General features: G+C 37.0%; 19 protein-coding genes, 1 pseudogene and 1 riboswitch. Of the genes and pseudogenes, 3 read left to right on the plus strand and 17 right to left on the minus strand.

Annotation, left to right across the window (positions count from 1 at the left end; translation table 11 throughout):
- Positions 1–56: 56 nt before the first annotated feature.
- The 4 genes from grpE to mgtA form a co-directional block, all read right to left on the minus strand.
- Complete coding sequence (grpE, locus tag V192_RS0108590) at positions 57–617, minus strand: nucleotide exchange factor GrpE (RefSeq protein ID WP_025870849.1); 561 nt, start codon at positions 615–617, stop codon at positions 57–59.
- Between the two features lie 61 nt (positions 618–678).
- Positions 679–1,716 carry a heat-inducible transcriptional repressor HrcA gene (gene hrcA / locus V192_RS0108595; RefSeq protein ID WP_025870851.1) on the minus strand — a complete coding sequence of 346 codons (1,038 nt, stop codon included), beginning with the start codon at positions 1,714–1,716 and terminating at the stop codon, positions 679–681.
- A gap of 181 nt (positions 1,717–1,897) precedes the next feature.
- Entirely contained in the window at positions 1,898–3,058 is a 1,161-nt protein-coding gene (hemW, locus tag V192_RS0108600) for a radical SAM family heme chaperone HemW (RefSeq protein ID WP_025870853.1), read from the minus strand.
- A gap of 219 nt (positions 3,059–3,277) precedes the next feature.
- Positions 3,278–6,007: a magnesium-translocating P-type ATPase gene (gene mgtA, locus V192_RS0108605; RefSeq protein ID WP_082266000.1), complete on the minus strand. Its 2,730-nt coding sequence runs from the start codon at positions 6,005–6,007 to the stop codon at positions 3,278–3,280.
- A 48-nt stretch (positions 6,008–6,055) separates the two neighbouring features.
- A riboswitch (M-box (ykoK) riboswitch) is annotated at positions 6,056–6,226 on the minus strand.
- Between the two features lie 613 nt (positions 6,227–6,839).
- Here mgtA and V192_RS0108615 point away from each other — a divergent pair.
- Positions 6,840–7,721, plus strand: coding sequence for a LysR family transcriptional regulator (locus V192_RS0108615; RefSeq protein ID WP_025870857.1), 882 nt, complete (start codon positions 6,840–6,842; stop codon positions 7,719–7,721).
- Between the two features lie 27 nt (positions 7,722–7,748).
- On the plus strand, positions 7,749–8,639 hold the full coding sequence (locus V192_RS0108620) for a LysR family transcriptional regulator (RefSeq protein WP_025870859.1): 891 nt from the start codon (positions 7,749–7,751) through the stop codon (positions 8,637–8,639).
- Positions 8,640–8,874: 235 nt separating this feature from the next.
- Here the strand turns inward: V192_RS0108620 and V192_RS21535 are convergent, their stop codons facing one another.
- The 11 genes and pseudogenes from V192_RS21535 to V192_RS0108675 all read right to left on the minus strand — a co-directional run bounded on the left by V192_RS21535 (position 8,875) and on the right by V192_RS0108675 (position 19,425).
- Positions 8,875–9,039, minus strand: a complete 165-nt coding sequence (locus tag V192_RS21535; RefSeq protein WP_158001098.1) for a hypothetical protein — start codon at positions 9,037–9,039, stop codon at positions 8,875–8,877.
- 279 nt (positions 9,040–9,318) lie between these two features.
- Positions 9,319–10,266 (minus strand): riboflavin biosynthesis protein RibF, encoded by a 948-nt coding sequence (gene ribF, locus V192_RS0108630; RefSeq protein ID WP_025870861.1) that lies wholly within the window; start codon positions 10,264–10,266, stop codon positions 9,319–9,321.
- 17 nt (positions 10,267–10,283) lie between these two features.
- Positions 10,284–11,204, minus strand: a complete 921-nt coding sequence (gene truB, locus V192_RS0108635) for a tRNA pseudouridine(55) synthase TruB (RefSeq protein WP_025870863.1) — start codon at positions 11,202–11,204, stop codon at positions 10,284–10,286.
- 196 nt (positions 11,205–11,400) lie between these two features.
- Complete coding sequence (locus tag V192_RS0108640) at positions 11,401–12,678, minus strand: coiled-coil domain-containing protein (protein ID WP_025870865.1); 1,278 nt, start codon at positions 12,676–12,678, stop codon at positions 11,401–11,403.
- A 243-nt stretch (positions 12,679–12,921) separates the two neighbouring features.
- Positions 12,922–13,272: a 30S ribosome-binding factor RbfA gene (gene rbfA, locus V192_RS0108645; protein WP_025870867.1), complete on the minus strand. Its 351-nt coding sequence runs from the start codon at positions 13,270–13,272 to the stop codon at positions 12,922–12,924.
- A 34-nt stretch (positions 13,273–13,306) separates the two neighbouring features.
- Positions 13,307–15,904, minus strand: a complete 2,598-nt coding sequence (gene infB / locus V192_RS0108650) for a translation initiation factor IF-2 (protein ID WP_025870869.1) — start codon at positions 15,902–15,904, stop codon at positions 13,307–13,309.
- A gap of 12 nt (positions 15,905–15,916) precedes the next feature.
- On the minus strand, positions 15,917–16,219 hold the full coding sequence (locus V192_RS0108655) for a YlxQ-related RNA-binding protein (protein WP_025870871.1): 303 nt from the start codon (positions 16,217–16,219) through the stop codon (positions 15,917–15,919).
- Positions 16,212–16,507, minus strand: a pseudogene (gene rnpM / locus V192_RS19750) (RNase P modulator RnpM). The gene V192_RS0108655 and the pseudogene rnpM overlap by 8 nt, the downstream one beginning before the upstream one ends.
- Positions 16,508–16,525: 18 nt before the next feature.
- Entirely contained in the window at positions 16,526–17,707 is a 1,182-nt protein-coding gene (gene nusA, locus V192_RS0108665) for a transcription termination factor NusA (protein WP_025870873.1), read from the minus strand.
- A 123-nt stretch (positions 17,708–17,830) separates the two neighbouring features.
- Positions 17,831–18,304: a ribosome maturation factor RimP gene (rimP, locus tag V192_RS0108670; protein ID WP_025870875.1), complete on the minus strand. Its 474-nt coding sequence runs from the start codon at positions 18,302–18,304 to the stop codon at positions 17,831–17,833.
- 290 nt (positions 18,305–18,594) lie between these two features.
- Positions 18,595–19,425 carry a CPBP family intramembrane glutamic endopeptidase gene (locus V192_RS0108675; RefSeq protein ID WP_025870877.1) on the minus strand — a complete coding sequence of 277 codons (831 nt, stop codon included), beginning with the start codon at positions 19,423–19,425 and terminating at the stop codon, positions 18,595–18,597.
- A gap of 282 nt (positions 19,426–19,707) precedes the next feature.
- Here V192_RS0108675 and rnhC point away from each other — a divergent pair, with 282 nt between their 5' ends.
- Positions 19,708–20,631: a ribonuclease HIII gene (gene rnhC, locus V192_RS0108680; RefSeq protein ID WP_025870880.1), complete on the plus strand. Its 924-nt coding sequence runs from the start codon at positions 19,708–19,710 to the stop codon at positions 20,629–20,631.
- 46 nt (positions 20,632–20,677) lie between these two features.
- On the opposite strand, the gene budA is transcribed toward rnhC, so the two are convergent.
- Positions 20,678–21,391: an acetolactate decarboxylase gene (gene budA / locus V192_RS0108685; protein ID WP_025870882.1), complete on the minus strand. Its 714-nt coding sequence runs from the start codon at positions 21,389–21,391 to the stop codon at positions 20,678–20,680.
- Between the two features lie 13 nt (positions 21,392–21,404).
- Positions 21,405–23,069 carry an acetolactate synthase AlsS gene (gene alsS, locus V192_RS0108690; RefSeq protein WP_025870884.1) on the minus strand — a complete coding sequence of 555 codons (1,665 nt, stop codon included), beginning with the start codon at positions 23,067–23,069 and terminating at the stop codon, positions 21,405–21,407.
- Positions 23,070–23,164 lie beyond the last annotated feature (95 nt).

A 23,164-nucleotide genomic window follows, 5' to 3' on the forward strand; every position in this document is an offset into this window, starting at 1 on the left:
CTCCTATCTTCTATTTTAATTTTTTTCAATTTATATTATGCAAACATTCCTTGTTGTTACTGTGCAACAACAACCATGCTTGCTCGTAAAACGCGGTCATGTAATTTGTAGCCTTTTTGTAGCACTTCAACGATCGTATCTGCCGGTGTTTCGTCACTTGCAGGAATCGTTTGAACTGCCTGATGCAAATTAGGATCAAAAACTTCACCCATTGTCGGGATTTCTTCGATACCTTCTTCTTTCAACGCAGCTTGTAAGCTTTCAAGAACCATTGAGATCCCTTTTTTCAAGCTTGCACCTTGTTCATCATCAACTTCGATTGCCATCGCACGTTCTAAATTATCAAGTGAAGGCAATAATTTTTTACCTAAATCTTGTGAACGGTATCGTACAAGTAACTCACGTTCATTCTTGAAACGATTACTCATATTTGCAATCTCTGCACGAGCTCTTAAAAACTTATCTTCCATTTCAGAAAAGTCAGCTTTAGCATTTTCAAGCTCTGTCATTTCTGCTTCTGTTTCAGAAACACCTGACGCATCAATTGCCTCAGATAATTCTTCTTGTTCTTCTGTCGGTTTATCCTGTAATTCTTCATTCTCATCTGTTTTACTCACTCTTGCAACTTCCCTTCTCTTTTTCGTAGAATCGTTAAATTTCTATAATTAAACTTTGTTCTTATTCGTCAAGAAAACGATAATAAGCACCAAGTTTTGAAGCTAACTCATGACGAAATACATCTACTAAACCAAACATTTTTGAGTAAGGCATACTTGTCGGTCCTAATAAAGCAATCGTTCCTTTACCATGACCTGTGACCTCATAGGTTGCAGTGATCATACTCATATTGTCTAATAGATTATTGCCTATTTCTGAACCGATACGAATCGCAATCGGTGAATCAGCTTCTGCCGTTAACAGATGTGTGATTGCATCTGTATTTTGCATAAATGAATAAACTGATTTTAATTGATCGAGATCCTGCTTGACACCAAAATCGAGTACATTCATGCGACCACTGACGAATACTTTCTCTTCAAATGCATGTCCTAACATTGCATCAAATAAGCTCATCATGCCGTCTGGTGTTTGAAAATAACGATGTAAAATCATCGGAATTTCAGTTCGCAAGCGATGATAAACAGTCAATAAAGGCTGTCCTACAAGCTTGTCATTGATGATTTGCGTCATTTTTTCTAAATCTTGACTAGATACAGAAGCTGGAATTGCAAAGACTTGGCTTTCGACATTTCCTTTATCTGTCACAATAACCGCTATGATTTGTCGGTCATTTAAAGGCACGATCCGAAAACCTGTTAGTTTCCGTTCTTTCACCTCAGGACCTAATGAAAAAGCGGTATAACTGGTCAAATTAGAAAGAATTTCAGCTGATTGTTCGATAATATCGTTGATTTCATGAAACTCTTTGCCAAATGAATGACGAATTGTTTCTAAATCATCACGCTCAACTTCAGCTGGACTTAGTAAATGATCCACGTAATAGCGATAACCATCCATTGAAGGAATTCTGCCAGAAGACGAGTGAGTCTTCAACAGTAAGCCATGCTCTTCTAAAGCCTTCATATCATTTCTAATTGTTGCTGAACTGGATTGAATACCTTCTTCCATCAGCTTCTTTGATCCTACAGGATTGCCTGTATTCGTATACTCTTGGATGATAAGTCGCAAAATATTCTTTTGTCTTTCCGTTATCATAGTTACCACCCTTCATTAGCACTCATGATATTCAAGTGCTAATACAATTATTAATATAGCAAGTTCTATTGAAATTGTCAAGAGAAAAACATACTTTTTAGCACTCTTTATCACCGAGTGCTAAAAAATAAAAAAAACGAAACGAACATCATAAAAATGCTCGTTTCGCTTCAAAAATAGTTTAATTTTCTTTATCAATTAGAAATGCTTCAAACACATCATTTCCAACAAAAAGTCCTTGTTCTGATAACTGAATATACTCTTCGTTTTCTAAAAGCAGCCCCTTTTGAATCAACTCTGGAATCGTGTCTTGATATACTTGATTCAAAGCCAAACCAAACTTTTCATGGAATCGCGCCTTTGAAACACCCATTTTCTTTCGTAACCCTAGGAATAATTCTTCTTCCATTTGATTATTTAATGTCAAAATCTCAGTTTCAACTGTTGGTAGTTTATTTTCACGTAATGGTTTCAAATAGTGCTGGATCGGTCCATGATTTCTATAGCGAGTATGGCCTAAATAACCACTAGCTCCAGCCCCAAATCCATAATAGTGATCATTGTTCCAATAAACTAAATTGTGCTGACTTTCTTGTCCTTCTAAAGCAAAATTACTTACTTCATATTGATGACGTCCGGCCTTTTCCATTGCAATGATCGTTTCTTCAAACATTTGCGCTTCCACATCTTGATCTGGCAATTGCAGACGTCCTTGACGAACCCAGTTCATAAACATCGTTTTATTTTCTAAAATCAAAGAATAAAGTGAATAGTGTGGCAAATCAAGCTCAATCGCGCGTTTCAACGTATCTCTAAAGCCTTCTAAGGTCTGACCTGGCAATGCATAAATCAAATCGATACTGACATTTAGAAAATCTTCTTTTTCCAAGAATCTCATCGTTTCATAAACATCTTCTGCCGTATGTTTGCGTCCGATTTTTTTCAATAGCTTATTATCAAATGTCTGAACGCCCATAGATAAACGATTTACACCATATTCTTTCATTACCAGTAACTTTTCTTGCGTTAAATCACCTGGATTCGCCTCGATTGTAAATTCATTTGCTGGATCAATCGGTAGTAATTCACGGACACCTTTTAACAATACGTCTAACTGCTTAGCTGATAAAGACGTTGGTGTTCCTCCTCCTATATAAATCGTTTCGGTCGTCTTGCTCGGATATTGCTCTTTGGTCAAACGAATCTCTTTTAAAAGACTTTGAATATATTCATCGACTGGCTGACCTTCCAAAAATACTTTATTGAAGTCGCAGTAAAAACAAATATGTTCGCAAAACGGAATATGTATGTAAGCTGAAATTTTTTTATTTTGGTTTTCCAATTTTTTATTCCTCCAATTTAGAAGTCTTCTATTTATAAACCACTATATAGAAGACGTCTCTTATCTTAACATATCCCATCATAAAATGTTCTAATTTGATTCAAGAAATTCTGCTCTTACACAACTACTGTTGTTCTCAAATGCAGATTGAAAATGACACCTTGAATCCTCTAAAAGAGGTCAAAGCGCCATTATTATAAGATATTGAGAATTTCTTGACTAAAGTAACTCTTGATATTTTCTCATATAGATTTTTTTGATCACTGTTACTAAAAATAAATAGGCAACAATAGTTGGAATCAAATAATAAAAATAATTTCCAGGCAACGGAGCAAATCCAATACTAGCGCCTAGACCCGTGAATGGTAAAATTGTTCCAACCAAAATCCCAATCGAAGTAACTAGCGTCAAAATACCTGACGCTCTACTTTGAAGAAACGGTATTTTAGGCGTTCTCAACACATGTAGCACCAGCATTTGTGACCATAACGATTCAATAAACCAACCAGCGTGAAAAATAGCGATAAATAGTAGTTGTTTATCAGCAGTTAGCGAAAAGAAGCCGCCACCTAAAATAGCTGGACAAATAATAAAGTACATAAATAAATACGTTACGATATCAAAAATAGAACTTGTTGGTCCAAACCATTTCATGAATGAACCGATCGATTTAGCTTCCCATTTTTTCGGCTTTTCTACATATTCAGCATCCACATTATCCCAAGGAACTGACATACATGATGTATCATAAATCAAATTCAAAAAAAGTGATTGGATTGGCGCTACTGGTAAAAATGGTAAGAAGATACTAGCTGGAATAACAGAAAATACATTACCAAAATTGGAACTTGCAGTCATTTTGATATATTTCATTGTATTACTAAACACTCTGCGACCGGATATGATTCCTTTTTCCAAGACCATCAAGTCTTTTTGCAGTAAAATGACATCTGCCGATTCTTTGGCAATGTCGACTGCAGTATCGACAGAAATTCCAACATCCGAAACTTTCATCGCACCGGCATCATTGATCCCATCTCCCATGAATCCAACTGTTTGTTCATTTTTTTTCAATGCTTTTACAATTTTTGTTTTTTGATCAGGAGTTACTTTTGTGAAAATATTATATTCGTTCACAGCTGCTTCTAACTCGGTCTCAGATAGTTTTGTAAGAGCTGAACCATTGATCATTTTTTCTGTACCGAGTCCAACTTCTTTACAGACTGAACGAGTAACTAGCTCATTATCACCTGTTAAGATTTTTACTGAAACACCGTTATTTTTTAGTGCTTCGATTGCTGCCGATGCAGTTTCTTTAGGTGGATCTAAGAATGCTAGATATCCTTGCAAAATCAGCTCTTTTTCATCTTCAACCGAATAGTCATCTAATTGATTATTGACTTCTTTATCTGCGATCGCTAACACACGTAACCCATCTTCATTTAATTCGCTTACTGTTTTTAGTACTTGTTTTTTTATGTTAGAGGTTATTGGTACAATTTCTCCGTGCTGATTGATATGAGAACATGCTTGCAGCATCTCTTCAACCGCTCCTTTAGTGATCAAGAAGCTTTGATTTGTCCTTCTATTTTTGACCACTACACTCATTCTTCGTCGATTAAAATCAAACGGAATTTCATCGATTTTAAAATAGTCTTCTTCATCGATAGATAATTCTTTTGACGTTGCTTCAATAATTGCTTTATCGATCAAGTTACGCAGTCCCGTTTGAAAGTAGCTATTTAAAAAGGCCGATTGCAGGACTTCTCGATCTTCTTGGCATGACGTATTATAATGATATTCTAAAATCACCTTGTCTTGTGTTAATGTTCCGGTCTTATCCGTACATAAAATATCCATTGCTCCAAAGTTTTGAATGGCATTGACGTTTTTCATGATCGTGCCTTCTTTGGCCATATCTCTAGAACCTTTGACTAAATTCGTCGTAACGATCATCGGTAGCATTTCCGGGGTAAGCCCCACCGCTGTCGCAATCGCAAACATCAAAGCTTCACTCCAATTGCCTTTTGTGATGCCGTTGATCAAAAAGACTGCTGGTGTAATGACCATCATAAAACGAATCAGCAACCAAGTCGTTTTATTTACACCCAGTTCAAAGCTGGTTTTTTTTTCATCGTCTGCTACATCTTGTGCAATCTTCCCAAATAAAGTATTGTCACCAACGCGTACCGCCACACCAACTCCGCTACCGCTGACGACATTACTTCCTAAGAATAACAAATTTTCAAAATCTGTCTGATTGTTATTTGTAGAAACGAAATTTTTTACTTTCTTTTCAACAGGAAAACTTTCACCTGTCATCGCCGATTGAGATACAAATAAATCTTTTGCATGAATCAAACGAAGATCTGCTGGAATCATATCACCGGCTGAAAGCTTCACTAAATCACCACAAACCACTTCATCCATAGGAATTTCCATCTCTTTATTTTCTCTGGTAACGGTTGCTGTGATTTGGATCATATTTTGTAGCTTACTGACAGCATTGCTGGATTTAACAGACTGGATCAATGTCATTGTACCACTTAATAAAACCATAACAAGCATGATCAAAACGCCAGCAATATCTTTTTCACTCGGTTCGGCATAGACATATTCGGTAAAAAACGAAATGGTGGCAAGAATCATCAATACAACCGTAAATGGTGTGACGTAAGATTTTATCACGGTATAGATAAATGACTTCTTTTTGTCATCCGTGATTTTATTCACACCGAATTGTTCTTTTGAACGTTGAACTTCTCTGGCTTTCAATCCATCCCATGAAGAGGAAAAGCTTTCTAAGACTTTATCAATCGATAGATTGGCTAATTTTTGATAGGCTTTTTCATGGATCATGTTTTTCATTTCTTTTTGCATCTGAATTATCCTCTTTTCTTTTCGTTGATTTTTGTTTAATCGAACTATCTTCGGGCACGTTAACCACATCCTTTCCACACAAAAAGAGCGCACTGAAAACTCAGCCCGCTTTGCCGTGAGTCTTCGTAATCGTTGAGTTTTGGCACTATACAACGTAAAAAGCCTCTGCTTTTAGCTACCTTATGAAAAGCCTTCGTTCGACAATTCCTGTTCTACCCATTGGCGTCTCTCGACATTTTTGGGCAGTAGCCTGTGTTTGTATAGGAGCCTCACCTAACAAGAAGAATTACACTATCATTCTAATGTTTTTTACTATTATTTTATAGACTAAAAAAATTATGGCGCTATAACTTTTTTTGTATATCGTTTTACTCCCTATTTAAAATCGTTGATAAATCATCTATAAATAAGAATAGGCATATAAATAAAACGGAATGGTCTAATCCTCTATTTTTATTTATGATAATGTTATAGACGAACATCCCAACTTCGTTTATACAGTTATCCATACTCCTTTTTACAATGTAAAACTCTGGTAAAGCCCACTTCGTCTTTCCTGCGAAGTGGGTTTTATTTTATATGGAAATAATCCAACCCTCAAAGAATACCACTATAAGGAAAAAGAAATGGTTTCACTTGATCACTCAAGCTATAATAAACGAGTAAATAATTTATTTACAAATGCATAAGCAAAATGTTCATCGTTTCTTATCAGTGAACACCTCACTGATAAGGCCCCTTCAATTGGTGCGCTAACACCAACCGAAGGGGGCTTTTCCTTTTTATTTTTCATTTAATGTACTATTAATTTTTTATATAGTTTTAAAAAAAATGCACTATTCCAGTTAAACTTATTTTATCTTGTATAAGACTAGTTATTTTGAATAGAGGGGATGCAAACATGAAACTAAAACACTTAGACTATTTCTTAGCACTATGCAAAAATAAGAGCTTTACAAAGACTTCTGAGGAATTAGGAATTTCCCAACCTTATTTAAGTACTCATATTCGAGAATTAGAGCAAGAACTAAACGCTCAACTGATCACCAGAGATTACGGCAATAATACACTTACACCAGAAGGGGCCGTATTGAAAAGACGGGGAGAAACCATTTTTAAAGAACTTGAAACAGCCCTTGAGGAAATCAACTTGCTTGTTCATACTGGTGACACAGCAACTATCAAAATCGGAACTAATTTAGCTGACACGGATTATTTGATTGCTAAACTATTGACGAACTTCCATAAACTTTATCCATCTGTTTCCCTTGATTACGGCTATTATCCTAATTTAGAAGACGTACTGGAAAATAAAGAAATCGACATAGCTATCGGTATTCTTTCAGAAAACAATGCCACGATTACTAGTGATTTAATCTTCTCAGAATCCTACGTCGTTTATACCAGCACTAAGAACCCTTTAGCTGATTTGAATGAATTGAAAGCGAATCAATTACTTGATGTACCTCTAATCAAATATTCAAAACAGATTTATGAAGAAAATATAATCAGGTCATGGATTGAATCTAATCACCCAGAACTTAAAGAAAATCATTCTTACGAACTTCCCTCAACAATTTCTATACTAAACTTAGTTGATCAAGACTTTGGAATAGCATTTCTTCCTTACTCTTTAGTAGATTCACTACCTCTTTACCTAAACGTGTCCGCTATTGAAATCATTGATGGACCTTTTAGAAATATTTCTATTGGTTACGATGCAAACTGTACAATTTCCAATGCGCACAAGGCTCTCATCGACCAACTGCCGTTTATTTTTTAATTCATATTTCGAAAGGAAAAGGATATCATGGAACTCACTCTATTAAACTATTTTTTAGCACTTTGCGAGCAAAAACAGTTCACCCGAGCTAGTAATACATTGGGAATCTCCCAAGCAGCACTTAGCAAACAAATAAAAAATCTTGAAGAAGAAATCGGAACAGCTTTATTTTATAGAAATGGTGTAACGTGCAAGCTTACACCTGCAGGAAAAATACTCGAAGCCCACTGCTGGCGTATTAAACAAGAACTATTTTATATTCACGAAGAAATCAATGATCTTTCATCTTTAAAAAATTCTTATGAGACAATCAATCTCTCTCTCTTCCTAAATGATCTAGAATTTAAATTAAATGATACACTTTCGACTTTTTTTCGTGAACACCAAGATCTACGAATAAATACGATCGTTTCAGATAATATTTTCAATTCTCTTGAAACATTAGAATCCGACATCGGAATTGGCCCATCAATAAAAAATCTCCCATCAACGATCAAAAAAATAGATATTTATTCAAACGAATATCAAATCATCGTGCGAAATGATCATCCAATTTTAGAGCATTCAACGATTAGTTTGGACTCATTAGGTGACTACCCTTTTGTTTTCTTTAATCAAAGATTTCTTGAAACCAAAACCATTTACGACTGGATGCAGCTGAATCTTCCCACAAGATCCAAAGAAAATGATATTCAAGTTGACACAACTGAATTGATTCTTTATATGGTGAGCAATACAGAGGCGTTTTCTATCGTACCACAATATATAGAATGTCACTTAGATCCTCTAAAAATCATCTCGATCAATCATGACAGTCTTCCACTTAGGGTGATGTCGGTTTATTTCCTTAAGAATAAGTATATGAGGCCTCATTTAAAACAGGCTCTAGCTTCCTTTACCGGTATGTTATTTCACTAAAAAGGTGAGCGAGACATAACTCTTCGAGTCATATCCCACTCACACGGAATCTGGATAAATAGTGGGCACAGAAGTAATGATTTCCGAGATAAACAGAAATTGTTGTAAAGCACAGTGAATGGAATGTACTGACGTTACACAATACCTACTCAGTTCTCGGGATCAAATACTTCTGTCCCCTTCTCCTTACAAACAACGCCAAAAATTTAAAATCAATGTCTTTAATTAAACATGATCACTTTTTCATTTTAGTAGTAGATTCTACCGAACCACTTCTTTTTTCAACCTGAGAGGACGATGGTGTTTCTGATTTATTTTTATTCTTTTCCGTATGTTTCCCGCACCCTACTAATGCTATTGAGCATAGTAAGATTGTTGTTCCTAAAATAATTTTTGTCATGGACCTCATCCTCCTAAATAGTAATAAGCAACTACTTTTGCTTATTAGCTATTATGACAGAATAGTATGGATAGACCATCCTAAAATCTTTATAGTGCTATTCTTTTTCAAAAAAACTTGAATACCTGTCGATCCTAATTCGTTTCTACAGTATTCCTATCAATGAACGTGCCAACAATAATCTTTAAAAAAAAACTGAATCAACAATCAAATGGATTGTTGTTGATTCAGTTTATCGACTATCTAAAAGTCAGTGTGATTGTAAACAACCAGTCTAGTTTAATTGCCATTGTTCAAAAAATAATCCGCCGTATCTTGTTCATCTTGCTTCAACTGGATAATTAAATTATCTGCTCCATCAAACTTGACTTGATCCCGCAAATAATGATTCCAGCGAACCGTCACTTGTTCGCCATAAATATCTTGATGGAAATCTAAAATATATACTTCTACCGTCAACTCTCGGCCATCTCCAAAGGTATCGTTATGACCGATTGATCCCATACCGATATGCCATGATTCTCCAACTTGAATTTTTACAGCATAAACCCCAATTCTAGGCAAACGCACCGTACTTTTGACCTTGATATTGGCAGTCGGGAAACCCAACAAACGGCCTCTAGCATCGCCATGTACAACCGTCCCATCCGTTTCATAAACATAGCCTAATAATTCAGTAACCTCTTCCATCTTACCTTGTTCCATCAATTCGCGAATCCGCGTTGAACTGATTTTTGCTCCATCTAACTCTTCTTTACTTACTGTAGCAATCTCAAAACGATCTTTAGCATAGCCCGGCAAATGAGCAACATCTGCAATATCTTTAGGACCATAAGTGTAATCAAACCCTGAAACTGCAACTTTTGCATGCAGTCCAACAATATATTGATCCACAAATTCTTGTGGTGCTAAATGCGCAAATGCTGAGGTAAATTCAATCACATATAGCATATCTACGCCATGTTTTTCCATCAATCGTTCTTTTTGTTCTAAGCTATTCAAATATTTCATATTTTCAGGTAAAACTTTTTGAAAAACAATCGAAGGATGCTGATTAAATGTCATTACAGCTAACTTTAAGCCTTTTTCTTTGGCAATTTTTTTACCGGTCTCAATCACTTTTTGATGTCCACGGTGAACACCGTCAAAAAATCCTAATACCATTACGACCTCATCTTTTGGGATTTGTTCTAGGGTATATGGATGTCGAATTGAAATAATTTGCATGATAAAACTTCTTTCTATTAATTATTTCTTAGCACTTTGCTAGGTTTTAATACATTAGGCTTCGTTGGATGTGCCATGTACAAACTCACAACTTCGTCTTGATAAAACAAAGCTAGTAAGTCTTGCGGCATTTCTTTTAAAGCAAGTTCTGCTGGAGACAATCGAACGCCGTTTTTGACTCTCTGGTAAAGTTCTGTAGATAAATCAACTCGCTGAAATCGCTCGATCGCAGTTTCAATTGGTAATAACGTTTCAGCAATAGCATTCTGTTCCATCTTTTCTGCTACTTGTTCCAAGGTCAAACATTGCTCAGCAGTTAATCCGCCACTTGCTGTTCGCGTTAAATCGGACATATGCGCAGGTACCCCTAACACAAGACCTGTGTCTACGGATAGTGTTCTAACATACGTTCCTTTACCACAAACTACTTTAAAGCACCAGCTTTGTGTTCCACTGATTGGATCGAAGCTAGGTTCGCTTGTACGTTCAAACGAATAAATTGTTGCTTTTCTCATTGGTCGTTCGACCTCTTCGCCATTTCTAGCATATTCATAAAGACGTTTGCCGTTAACTTTAACCGCTGAAAACATTGGTGGAATTTGTGTTATAACACCCGTCATCTTGTTCATTGCAGCATCAATTTCTTCAGTTGAAAAAGGAGTTGTCAGATCGATCTTTTCTACTATTTCACCACTAACATCTTCCGTTGTTGTAGAAAAGCCCAACGTGATTTCTCCTTCATATGTTTTACCAGAATCAACCATATACTCAATTACTTTCGTCCCTTTTCCGATACAGATAGGTAAAACACCAGACACATCAGGGTCCAGTGTACCGCCATGACCGATTTTTTTTGTATGTAAAATTTTCCTCAGTTTGAAAACACAGTCATGACTCGTCATGCCGCGTTCTTTCCATAAAGGTAAAATACCGTCCATTTTTTTCCTCCAATTAGATTACTAACTTATTTATTATAGCATAGAAAATCAAAGAAATTTAGTTTTAATAGTCGCTTTTCAGGCAATTATCTACCCCAACCAAACATAAACATTATACAAAAAAGCATAAAACAAAACTAGGTAACAGCTTTGTTTTACGCTTACCACTTGCTCTCTTTTAATTTAAATCATATTGTTAGGCAGAATGCCCTACGATCACATCACCAGCATAGCCAAATCCAACGCGAGTCATGCTAGGATTCATCTCCCAATCACGATGTCCTGTTCCTGATGGAGATACCATGTTTGTTTCATTGTACCACGCCATGATCACAGAGTTTCCTGGAGCAAACATAAAGGCAATCACTTCATCTCCTCTGTTCCAGTGATCAGATGGAATTTGATAATCTTGCATCATTGAAGCTCTGCCGCTAGCTGACGCGGCAAGTCCAGCATCCCAACTCACGGGATTCAAACCATTTGCTGTACGCAATGCGTTTAATGCTTGGAAAGTTGCATCAGCTGAAGTAACGGGTGGTTCTACCGGTTTGTTAGGTGTTTCGGGCACTTCACCACTATTTTGATTACCTGAATTATTGTCATTATTATTTACTTCAGGTGTGCTTGGGTTTGTTCCTTCAGACTCTTCTGTCTTGTTAGGAGGTGTCGTTGTTGTCTCTGTGGTTTCTTTGCTTGTCTCATTAGTACTTTGGCTTTGAGCAGATTGTTCTTCTGACTTATTTGTCGTCTCAGCTTTCTTTGTTTCTTTCTTTTTCGCTTCATTGGCTAGCTGAGTTTTTAGCGCTTCTTGTTGCTCTTTTAATAATTTATTTTTTGAACTTTCAGCACCAGAAGTATCAGAGTCTACTTCTGCTTTTAAAACGTTCAAATCTGCTTGTTTAGCTACAAGGTTTTCTTTCTCTTTTTCAAGTTGTGTCGTTGCTTCTTCTACTGCAGCCAGATTCGTTTGAATATCTGTTTTTTTCGTTTCAACAAGTAATTTATCTTCTTTTTGTTGTTTAATCAAATCGTTGTTAGCTGTTAAAATAGAAGAAATTGCCTGAACTCGGCCGACTGCATCTGTAATTGATTCTGAGTTTAAGATAATATCCAGAATTTGCGTTCCTTGTCCATTGACTTGAAGGTTTCTTCCTTGCTTTTGGATTGCTTCTGTTCGTTTATTGATACGTACGTCTAATGACGCAATATCTTTTTTTAGCTGTTCAGATTCTTTTGTTAATTCTGTTTTTTGTTTATTCAACGAAATACCTTCATCAACAATCGAAGAAATTTCTTCCTCTAATGAAGAGATCTGAGTCGCTACCCCTTTTTGTTTTTCTTTTAAGGCTGAGATTTCCTTATCTTGTTGTTCTATTTTCTTATCAGCTGTCTCCGCTAGCGTACTTATCGGCATCGCTATTCCTGCAACTGTAATCATACTAACTATTAATAATGACAAATTCTTTTTCTTCACTATTAACCCTCCATTTTCTTCAACAGTGTCTTCAATCACACTTGTATTATAAATAATAGCACAAATCTATTTTAGTTGATCGATAAAAATATTACAGTTCCTTTCAATATAGTTACAAAAAATAATTCTGTTACAAAAGCACAAAAAAAGTCCAAGCCAAAACTAAAAATCAGTTTTGGCTTGGGCTCTCATCTGAATAAGCAATGGAAGTAACAGCATATCCATCCAACCTCAGCTGTTTCCCTATTCACCTTGATTCAATTTACGAATCAGTTCATCAATATGATTTCCATATTGAACTGATTCATCTTTTTCAAAGATTAGTTCAGGCGTTTTATATAGTGTCAAACGTTGACCTAATTCTTTGCGAATCAATCCTTTGGCTTTATCTAATCCTTGTTGCGCTTTTTGGTGATCAGAAGCTAGATCAGATAACAAACTGTAATAAATCGTCGCTTGTTGCAGATCTCCAGTTACTCGAACATCGGTAATTGTAATATCTTGCACACGTGGGTCTCTGACACGTTTTCTCAATATATCATTAATTTCACGCATGATTTCTTGACCCACTCGGCGGTCACGATAATTTGCCATACTGTTTCTCCTTCTCTCTATTTTTATTTTTTTATTATTGTTTGATTTCTTCCATAACGAAGCCTTCAATTACATCATCCACTTTAAGGTCATTGAAGTTTTCAACCATGGCACCACATTCAAAGCCAAGCTTCACTTCTTTCGCATCGTCTTTGAAACGTTTCAAACTAGCTAGTTTGCCTTCGAAGATTACGATGCCGTCACGAATCACACGAACGCCACTATCACGACGGATAGAGCCTTCTGTAACATAACAACCAGCAATTGTTCCAACTTTAGATACTTTATAAAGTTCACGAACTGTCATTTGACCTGTAATTTTCTCTTCAAATTCAGGATCTAGCATCCCTTTCATCGCTGTTTCGATTTCCTCGATTGCTTTGTAGATGATACGGTGTAAACGAATATCCACTTCTTCTTGATCTGATTGTTGTTTCGCTTGTGGTGTTGGGCGAACGTTAAATCCAATGATGATCGCATTACTTGCTGCAGCAAGCGTAACATCACTTTCATTGATTGCACCAACAGCCGAGTGAACGATTTTCACACGAACACCAGCAACTTCGATTTTTTGTAAACTTGCGGCTAAAGCTTCCGCTGTACCTTGTACATCAGCTTTGATAATCACGTTAACATCTTTCAATTCGCCTTCTTTTAGACTTTCAAACAAGTTGTCTAATGTTACACGATTGTTTGATGAACGTTGTTCAAGTTGCGCACGTTTGCCACGTTCTTCACCTGCTTGACGAGCTGTTTTTTCATCTTCAAAGACTACAAAACGATCGCCTGCTTGCGGTACATCATTTAACCCAGTGATTTCAACTGGTGTTGCTGGACCGACAGCTTTATCACGACGGCCGATATCATTGGTCATAACACGGACACGTCCAAATGTATTTCCGACAACGATTGGGTCACCAACACGTAATGAACCTTGTTGAACAAGTAATGTCGCAACAGGCCCCTTCCCTTTATCTAAACGAGCTTCGATTACTGTACCGATTGCACGTTGGGTTGGATCAGCCTTCAAGTCTTCTACTTCAGCAATTAATAAAATGTTTTCTAGTAATTCATCAATATTTTGATTGAATTTCGCTGAAATATTTACGAAAATCGTATCTCCGCCCCATTCTTCTGGGATCAAACCGTGTTCACTTAATTCTTGTTTCACATGATCAGGATTAGCACCTGGTTTATCCACTTTATTGACCGCTACGATGATTGGTACTTCAGCAGCTTTTGCATGGTTGATTGCTTCAATCGTTTGCGGCATGACACCGTCATCTGCTGCAACGACTAAAATCGTAATATCTGTGATACCTGCTCCGCGAGCACGCATACTTGTAAATGCAGCATGTCCTGGTGTATCCAAGAAAGTAATTGGTTTGCCATCAATGTCGATTTGATAAGCACCGATATGTTGCGTGATACCACCTGCTTCACCAGAAGTTACGCGTGAATTACGCAATGTATCTAGCAAAGTCGTTTTACCATGGTCAACGTGTCCCATGATTGTTACAACCGGCGGACGTGTGACAAGATTTTCTTCAACTAATGCTTCTGGTTCGAAGAATTTATCGATATCAGCAACATCTACTTGAACTTTTTCTTGTGGCTCCATGCCGTAATCTACTGCTAATAATTCAATCGTTTCTTTATCTAATGATTGGTTTTGATTGACCATAACACCCATCATAAATAGTTTTTTGATGATTTCAGCTGGTTCGCGGTGAATTTTCTTCGCGATATCCGCTACGTTCATTCCTTCTGTATACTCCAATACATCTGGTAATTCACGGAATTTACGAGCTGGCACTGCTGGTTTGGTAGATTCTTGGTATTTCCCTTTTTTGCCTTTTTTGTTGTATCTGTTGCGGTTTTGGTTGTTGTAGCCGTTACGGTTACGATTTTGACCGCCACCTCCGCCACCGAAACTGTTGTTACGATTTCCAGTGTTTGTGTTGTTACGGTTTTGGTTTCCTTGAGCATTACTGTTACCTTGTCCTTGTTGCGGACGACTTTGTTGTCCAGTTTGCGCAGGACGGTTTTGAGTTGTATTTTGTGTAGGACGATTTTGAGTCGTACCTTGTGTATTGCGATTTTGGTTGTTGTTACGGTTTTGATTATTTTGTTGTCCTGCTTGTGCTGGACGGTTTTGGTTTTGGTTGTTTTGTTGCGGACGGTTTTGCTGTCCTTGGTTTGAACGGTTTTGAGTCATATTTTGGCTGCTTCCTTGCATGTTTCGATTTTGGTTGTTACGGTTTTGATTATTTTGTTGTCCTTGTTGCGTTGGACGATTTTGATTGTTTTGCTGCGGACGATTTTGTTGTCCATTTGGTTGTTGCGGTTTATTTTGGTTTGGTCTATTTCCATTTTGGTTAGCTGGTTTTTGATTTGCTGGTTTTGTTTGTCCTTGAGCACTTTGAGCTACTTGCGGTTTTGGTGCCGGTTTGTGTTGAGAATTCGCAGGTTTATTTCCTCCAAATGAGTTGCGAAGTTTTGATTCGTCCTCAGAAGAAATTGCGCCCATGTGATTTTTCACATCCATACCTAAAGCATGTGCTTTTTCGACAACATCTTTACTCGATTGATTGATCTCTTTTGCTAATTCATAAATTCTTTTTTTCCCCATGCAATCACCTTCCTAACCTTTGATTAATTCCTTGAATTTCTTTGCAAAGCCTGGATCATTGATGCCGATAACCATACGTGTTCTACCAATCGCATGACTTAACTCTGCTTGAAAAAATGATTCATCACAAGGAACCTTGTAATAAGAACATTTGTCCTTAATTTTTTTTCTTGTATTATCACTAGCATCAGCGGCAACAAAAACAAATTTTGCTTTGTTACTGCGGATATCACCGATCGTCAATTCTTCACCAGTTACTAGTTTTCCAGCTCTCATAGCCAAACCTAATAAATTCAGTATTTTTTCTTTATCCATTGCCGAACAACTCATTACGCGCTTTTTGGTGTTCAACATAGTCTAATAATTCTTGGTAAAATTCATCCGTCAATGTCGTTTCCAACACACGATCTAAAATATGCTTATCCCATGCGTCTTGGACCTCTTTGGCTCAAGAGCCACATAGGCACCTCGTCCCGGCATTTTCCCTGTGGGATCGATGGCAACTTCGCCTTCTTTAGAGCGTGTGATTCGAACTAATTCTTTTTTCGGTTTCATTTCACCTGAAACAACAGATTTGCGCATCGGGATTTTTCTTTTTTTCATTTTATTCCCTCCAAATCGTTAGACTTGTTCTTCGTCTTCAGCTGTTTTTTCTTCAAACTCAACGTTTTCGTAATCATCAGCAGTCATATCAGATTCTACAATCGCATCATCGTGTAGTTGTTCTTCTGATGTTTCTGGATTCTCTGCAAGTTGTGCATAATAGTCTTCCATCTCTGACTCAGGTTTGATATCGATTTTGAAACCTGTCAATTTTGCAGCTAAACGTGCATTTTGACCTCTTTTACCAATAGCAAGTGATAACTGATAATCCGGAACAACTACTGTACAAGCTTTGTTGTTGTTTGGATCGAAAATAACATCGACTACTTGTGCTGGATTGAGTGCATTGCTGATGAAAACAGCAGGATCCTCACTCCATTCAACGATATCCATATTTTCGCCTTTTAATTCATTCACGATTGCTTGAACACGTTGTCCTTTAGGTCCAACACATGTTCCGACAGGATCGATATTCGGATCAGTTGAGCGAACAGAGACTTTTGAACGATCTCCTGCTTCACGAGCAATACTCACGATCTCTACTATTCCATCATACACTTCTGGGATTTCTTGTTCAAATAATCGCTTCAGTAAATCAGGATGACTACGGCTAACGAAAACTTGTGGACCTTTGGATGTATTTTCAACTCTTGAAACGTACACTTTGATACGATCATGAGGTTGATAAAATTCATTTGGCATTTGATCTTGCTTAGATAATACAGCTTCGATCTTGCCTAAGTTCACATAGATATAGCGGCGGTCTTGTCTTTCGACGATTCCTTGCATGATATCATTTTCGTAAGCACTGAATTCGTTATAAATGATATTTCTCTCTGCTTCACGAACACGTTGTAAGATAACTTGTTTCGCTGTTTGCGCTGCAATACGACCAAAATCTTTTGGTGTTACTTCAAAACGGATCTTATCTCCCATTTCGTAAGCTTTATTAACTTCCATCGCTTCTTTTAATGACACTTCTAATTGCGAATCAAATACTTCTTCTGTTACTTCTTTAACGGCATAAACATGGATGTTTCCTTTTTTGCCATCGAATTCTACTTCAACGTTTTGGGCTTGCCCATAATGTCTTTTATATGCGGAAACTAACGCTGCTTCCAATGCATCAATCACAATCTCTTTAGAAATACCTTTTTCAGCTTCTAATGCATCTAGTGCATTTAACATTTCTTTGCTCATTTTTTTATCATTTCCTCCTACTATCTAAATGAAAGGTGAACGGAGCTGATCAACCTTTTATAGGTCGATTTCTGCATCCTGTGATAAGCAAAAACCGGAAAGTTCTGCTTTATATTTTACTTTTTAAAACTGAATTGCTAAACGAGCTTTGGCAATGTTTTTTCGTTCAAATGTATACTCTTTGACTCTTGTTTTGATTTTGACTGTCAAGGTCAATTGATCTTTATCTACTGTTTTTAAGATACCTTCAAATTGTTTTTCACCATCGATCGTTTGATACAGTGAAACATGAATGTATTCTCCTACTGCTTTTTCATAGTCGCTTTCTTTCTTCAACGGACGTTCAGCTCCCGGAGAGGATACTTCCAGAAAGTATGCTTGAGGAATCGGATCAGGATCCATAGCATCAAGCTTTTCATCTAGTTGTTCACTAACAAGTGCACAATCTAAGATATCAATACCGCCTTCTTTATCGATAAAGACACGAAGAAACCAGTCTCTTCCTTCCTTGACAAACTCTACTTCTACAAGTTCAAAATTTTGTTTTTCTAAGATTGGTGTGACTAACTCGGTAACAGTTTCCACAACACTACTCAAAATTTTCGCCTCCTTCGAGATTTATGTAACGTACTAGTCAAAAAAACATAAAACTTGGTTAACATCAGAAAAAGCGCTAGTAATCAACCAATGAAGACAGGATAAATCAACGTATTATCCTGTTTTCTTATTAAGTTACTCCATTAAAAAGAGTGAGCAGAAATCCGCTCACTCAAACTAGTATCATTACTTATACTACATTCTACCACAGTTCTTCCTAAAACTCAAATACAGACAAATTAGCCTGCGGCTGAAACCACGCATTGGTCAAAGTCACTCTCTAAGCATAGTTATGCGATTCGTACTGGCTTTTTCTTGAAATAAAGCCAAACGATTAAAACAATGCTAATACCAGCGCTACAAATCGCTAAAAATTGATCAACCGTTAGTCCAAGCGGCGGATGGTTTAAGCTTGTTTTTAAGAACCCGTTATCCATTTCGATACCAAGCAACATGGCAGTAACGTTATTTGCTGCATGAAACGCACTTACAAAAACTAAGCTTTTTGTTTGCCTAAAAATTAACATAAAAAGAATGCCGGCAATAAATAAATCAATTATTCTAAATACTTCTAAATTCCTCCATAAGTCCATATGCATAGCTACAAACAACCCCGCTGGAACGATAATCGCAACCTTGCTTCCTAAAAAGGAGAAAGCTGCTGGAAGTAATCCCCTAAAGATACATTCTTCAACCACAGCCATACCAAAGAATGTCGAAACACCTGATAAAATAGAAAACCAATTAATATTAAAGTCATAGAATTGTATGTCCGCACCTAGCAGCCACAATATTCCAAATAAAGCCACTATCATCAAAGCCCCCATGAGAAAACCTAACCCTATTTTTCTTATGCTATCTCTTTCACCAAAGTCAAAAGTCTCAATTGATGATAAGAAATGTTTTTGATAGTAACGCTTTGTCAATAGTATCATTATTGGCGCTCCTATGAATCCCATCAGCATATTTGTTACATCGGATACTGTTTCATTCATGCCACTACGTCCAAAAAACGCAAATGCTATTCCCAATGGAATACACAACGAAATTGCCATAGATAGTAAAGCATAAATCATCGTTATAATAATTCTCCAACCTCTTTTTAGTTCTTCTTTTTTCATTTTACCGCTCCCTTTTTAATATTTTATATAAGAACAAAAAATGTTCATATACCGAAAATTACCAACAATACCAATTTCATCTAAAACAACTGATGTTATCACAACCTAAATTCGAGTATATCATTTTCAAATATGAAATCCCAGATTTTTTAAGTTCATTTATTAATAAAATAAGAGGATAGCGCCTACTAAGCTTCTCTTTTTTCTATCCTAAGAAACCTCACTTCCTTTTTTCTTTCTTTTGTTTTACTATAGATTAGACAATCTGAAAGGAGTACCATCATGTCTCAAACGCAAGTAATTAAAGTAACAAAAAATACCATGCAAAAAATGAAGTCTTTCTACGAAAAAAATTGTTTAAATAAGAATGTTCCTTATTCTGAATTTATTGCAAAGGTTGGCAACACAACTATCACAGCCTACACCTCTGGAAAAGTTGTTTTCCAAGGTCCGTCTGCAGAAAAGACGGCTGCACAATGGGGAGATTCTACCCCAAATAAAGGAACAAGCGCTGCAAAAACTAAACAAGCAAGCACCTTACCAGCTAATTTTAGTCAGCTTTCCGTCTTAGGTAGCGACGAAGTGGGCAATGGTAGTTATTTTGGTCCAGTTACTGTTTGTGCAGCCTACGTTGACAAAACAATGGTAGCTAAATTAAAAGCTCTCGGCGTCAGAGATTCTAAAGAACTGACTGACCCTCAAATCGTCCAACTTTCAAGTGTTATCAAAGAGTTGATCCCGTTTAAACTGTTGATTGTTGAACCAGAAAAATACAATCAAATCCAGCCAAAATACAACGCTGTTCACATGAAAGTTGCATTGCATAATCAAGCAATCCACTTGTTGTTGGAAGAAATCGCACCGACTAAACCTGAAGCGATTTTGATTGATCAATTCACACCAGAAGCAAATTATAAAAAATATGTACGAAGTGAACAAAATCAAGTGAAGGAAAAGTTATACTTCGTTACCAAAGGCGAACAATATCATGTAGCAGTTGCGGCTGCTTCAATCATTAGCCGAGCCGCTTTTTTAGAAGAATTAGAGAAAGAATCGAAAGAATTAGGGATGAAAGTCCCGTCTGGTGCAGGAACTGTTTCTGATAAAGTCGCAGCCAAAGTCTTGGCAAAAGGCGGCATGGAATTACTAAGTAAATATGCGAAACTTCATTTTGCAAATACAGAAAAAGCGAAAAAATTACTTTAAAGCAAAAATTCCTAAGACAAAGTTCAATAATGTCTTAGGAATTTTACTATTCCGCCTCTTGAATTTCTTTATCCAAATCAGCATAATCAATCGCTGTATGAATAAATGTTTCATCATTTTTAGGAAAATGCTGTAGTAAAGAATCCATTGGTTCAATCTCAATTTTTCCTGATTCCAATATAAAATCCATCAAATGTCCGCCGAAGGTTTGCTCATCATCAATAAAATGCAGATGAAAATCAGCTGCCGCAACCCCTTGAAACAATTCAGGTGTAAAAAAACCAACGATGGTGCCAGTAACATTCCCTTTTATAAACTCGGGCTGCTCTTTAGATACTTCAACTAAACGTTTATATGGCTTTTGTTGTTTCGGCATTGCTCGAATATGAACTTCTTTAAACGTTCCATAAATTTTAATGGCATGAAAAAGATTTTCACTCTTCAACTGTTCACGAATCAATGCATTGATCTTTAAATTGTCTATAGGACCCTCTACTGGAAAAGTGGTTGTCGGTTTAAATGTCGTCACTGCGGCGTATGGTGTCTCCTGTTTTTCATCAAGTGCAATCAACGCACCATCTTCGCGACCTTGATAAGCTTTCCCATCTAAAATGATCAACTCTCCGTCCAAACCAGATAACGTTCCAATCCCAAAGTCACCTTTTTTTAAGATATTAGCAATCGTTTCAGTTCCATCCATCAAACCAGCCATTAAAGCACCCAAAGTACCATGCTGGTATAAAACTGTTTCTTTTGTCATTGTCCTCACCTTCCTAATAAAACTGATCTGGCAAAATCGTCTCCCCTAGTTTTTCATTGTCCCGATAATCAATTGGAATATCAATTACTACTGGGCCATTTGTTTCGATCCCAGTTAAAATCGCCTCTTTCAATTCTTGAGTATTTTTAGCTCTTAAACCTTTTGCACCAAAGGCTTCAGCATATTTCACAAAATCAACGGGTCCAAAATCAACACCCGAAATTCGATGATATTTTAATTGCTCTTGAAATTCAACCATGTTGTACCGGCCATCATTCCAAATCAAATGAATGATTTTTAATTTTTTGCGAACTGCAGTCTCAAGATCTTGAGCCGAAAATAAGAAGCCGCCATCGCCCGAAATTGATATAATTTGCGTATCCGGCCGAACCAATGCAGCTGAAATCGCCCATGGAAGTGCCACACCTAATGTCTGCATACCATTACTAAATAGTAGATGTCTAGGTTCATAGCTTCTAAAATGACGAGCCATCCAAATATAGTGACTGCCCACATCAACTGTGACTGTCATTTCATCAGTTACTATGCTTTGTAATGTGTCGATAACTTCTAGCGGATGGATCAAGCCAGTTGTGCTTGGTTCTTTTACACTATCCCGCTGGATCATTTTTTCATGTAATGAATGTAAATATCGTGTAGCGTTTTCGGGGAGAACTTTCGCTTCAATACTTGGTAACAAAACAGTTAACGTCTCCCCAATATCACCGATCAATTCTCGTTCCGGCTGAAAATATTGATCGATCTCAGCAGGTGTATCATCGATCACAATGATTTTCGACTCACCTTCTGCGTTCCAGTTTCTAGCTTCATACTCGATTGGATCATATCCAACAGCGATCACTAAATCGCTGTGTTTTAATAGCATATCTCCTGGTTGGTTCCGAAACAGACCAATCCGACCAAAGAAATGCTCTTCCAAATTTCTAGAAATCACACCCGCTGCTTGGAACGTTTCAACAACAGGAATCTTGGTTTTCTCCACAATTTCACGAATCGCATGGGCCTCTTTTTCAGTCGAAGCTCTCATACCTACCAACAAAACAGGGAGTTCTGCTTCTTGAATTTGCTCGGAAAGATAGCGGATATCTTCCGTTGAAGCAGAGCCGATTTTGGGATCATTCAATGGATTAATGCCAGGAGATTCTACCATTCCATCAACAACGTCTTGAGGAATGCTAATAAAACTGGCTCCTTTTTTTGACGATTTTGCTAAACGATAGGCATTCGCAATGACTTCAGAAATGGTTTCGGGATCTTGAATTTCTGCGCTATATTTGGTAATTGGCTCAAATAACGCAGCATTGTTCATACTTTGATGTGTTAGTTTTAGTAAATCTCTACGTTTTACTTGACCACCAATTGCCAGCACAGGATCGCCTTCTGCTGTAGCTGTGACTAAGCCTGTTGCCAAATTGCTTGCGCCAGGACCACTTGTAGCAACTACTACACCAGGATTCCCAGTCAAACGCCCAACTGCGGCGGCCATAAAAGCTGCGTTTTGTTCATGACGCGTGACAATCAATTCTGGTCCATCATCAACTAAGGAATTAAATAAACCATCGATTTTTGCCCCTGGAATCCCAAAGACATAATCAACTTGATGATTTTTCAAACTCTCTACAATCACTTCAGCGCCGTTTCTGCTTTTTCCGACCATCTGTTACACTCCTTTTATATTTATGTTCCATTGGAAATAAAATCATCTATAATGGAACTTACAAATAAATAACCTTTATAAAAAACACATTTTAT

Source organism: Enterococcus crotali (genome assembly GCF_000633635.1).
GTDB lineage: Bacteria > Bacillota > Bacilli > Lactobacillales > Enterococcaceae > Enterococcus_L > Enterococcus_L crotali.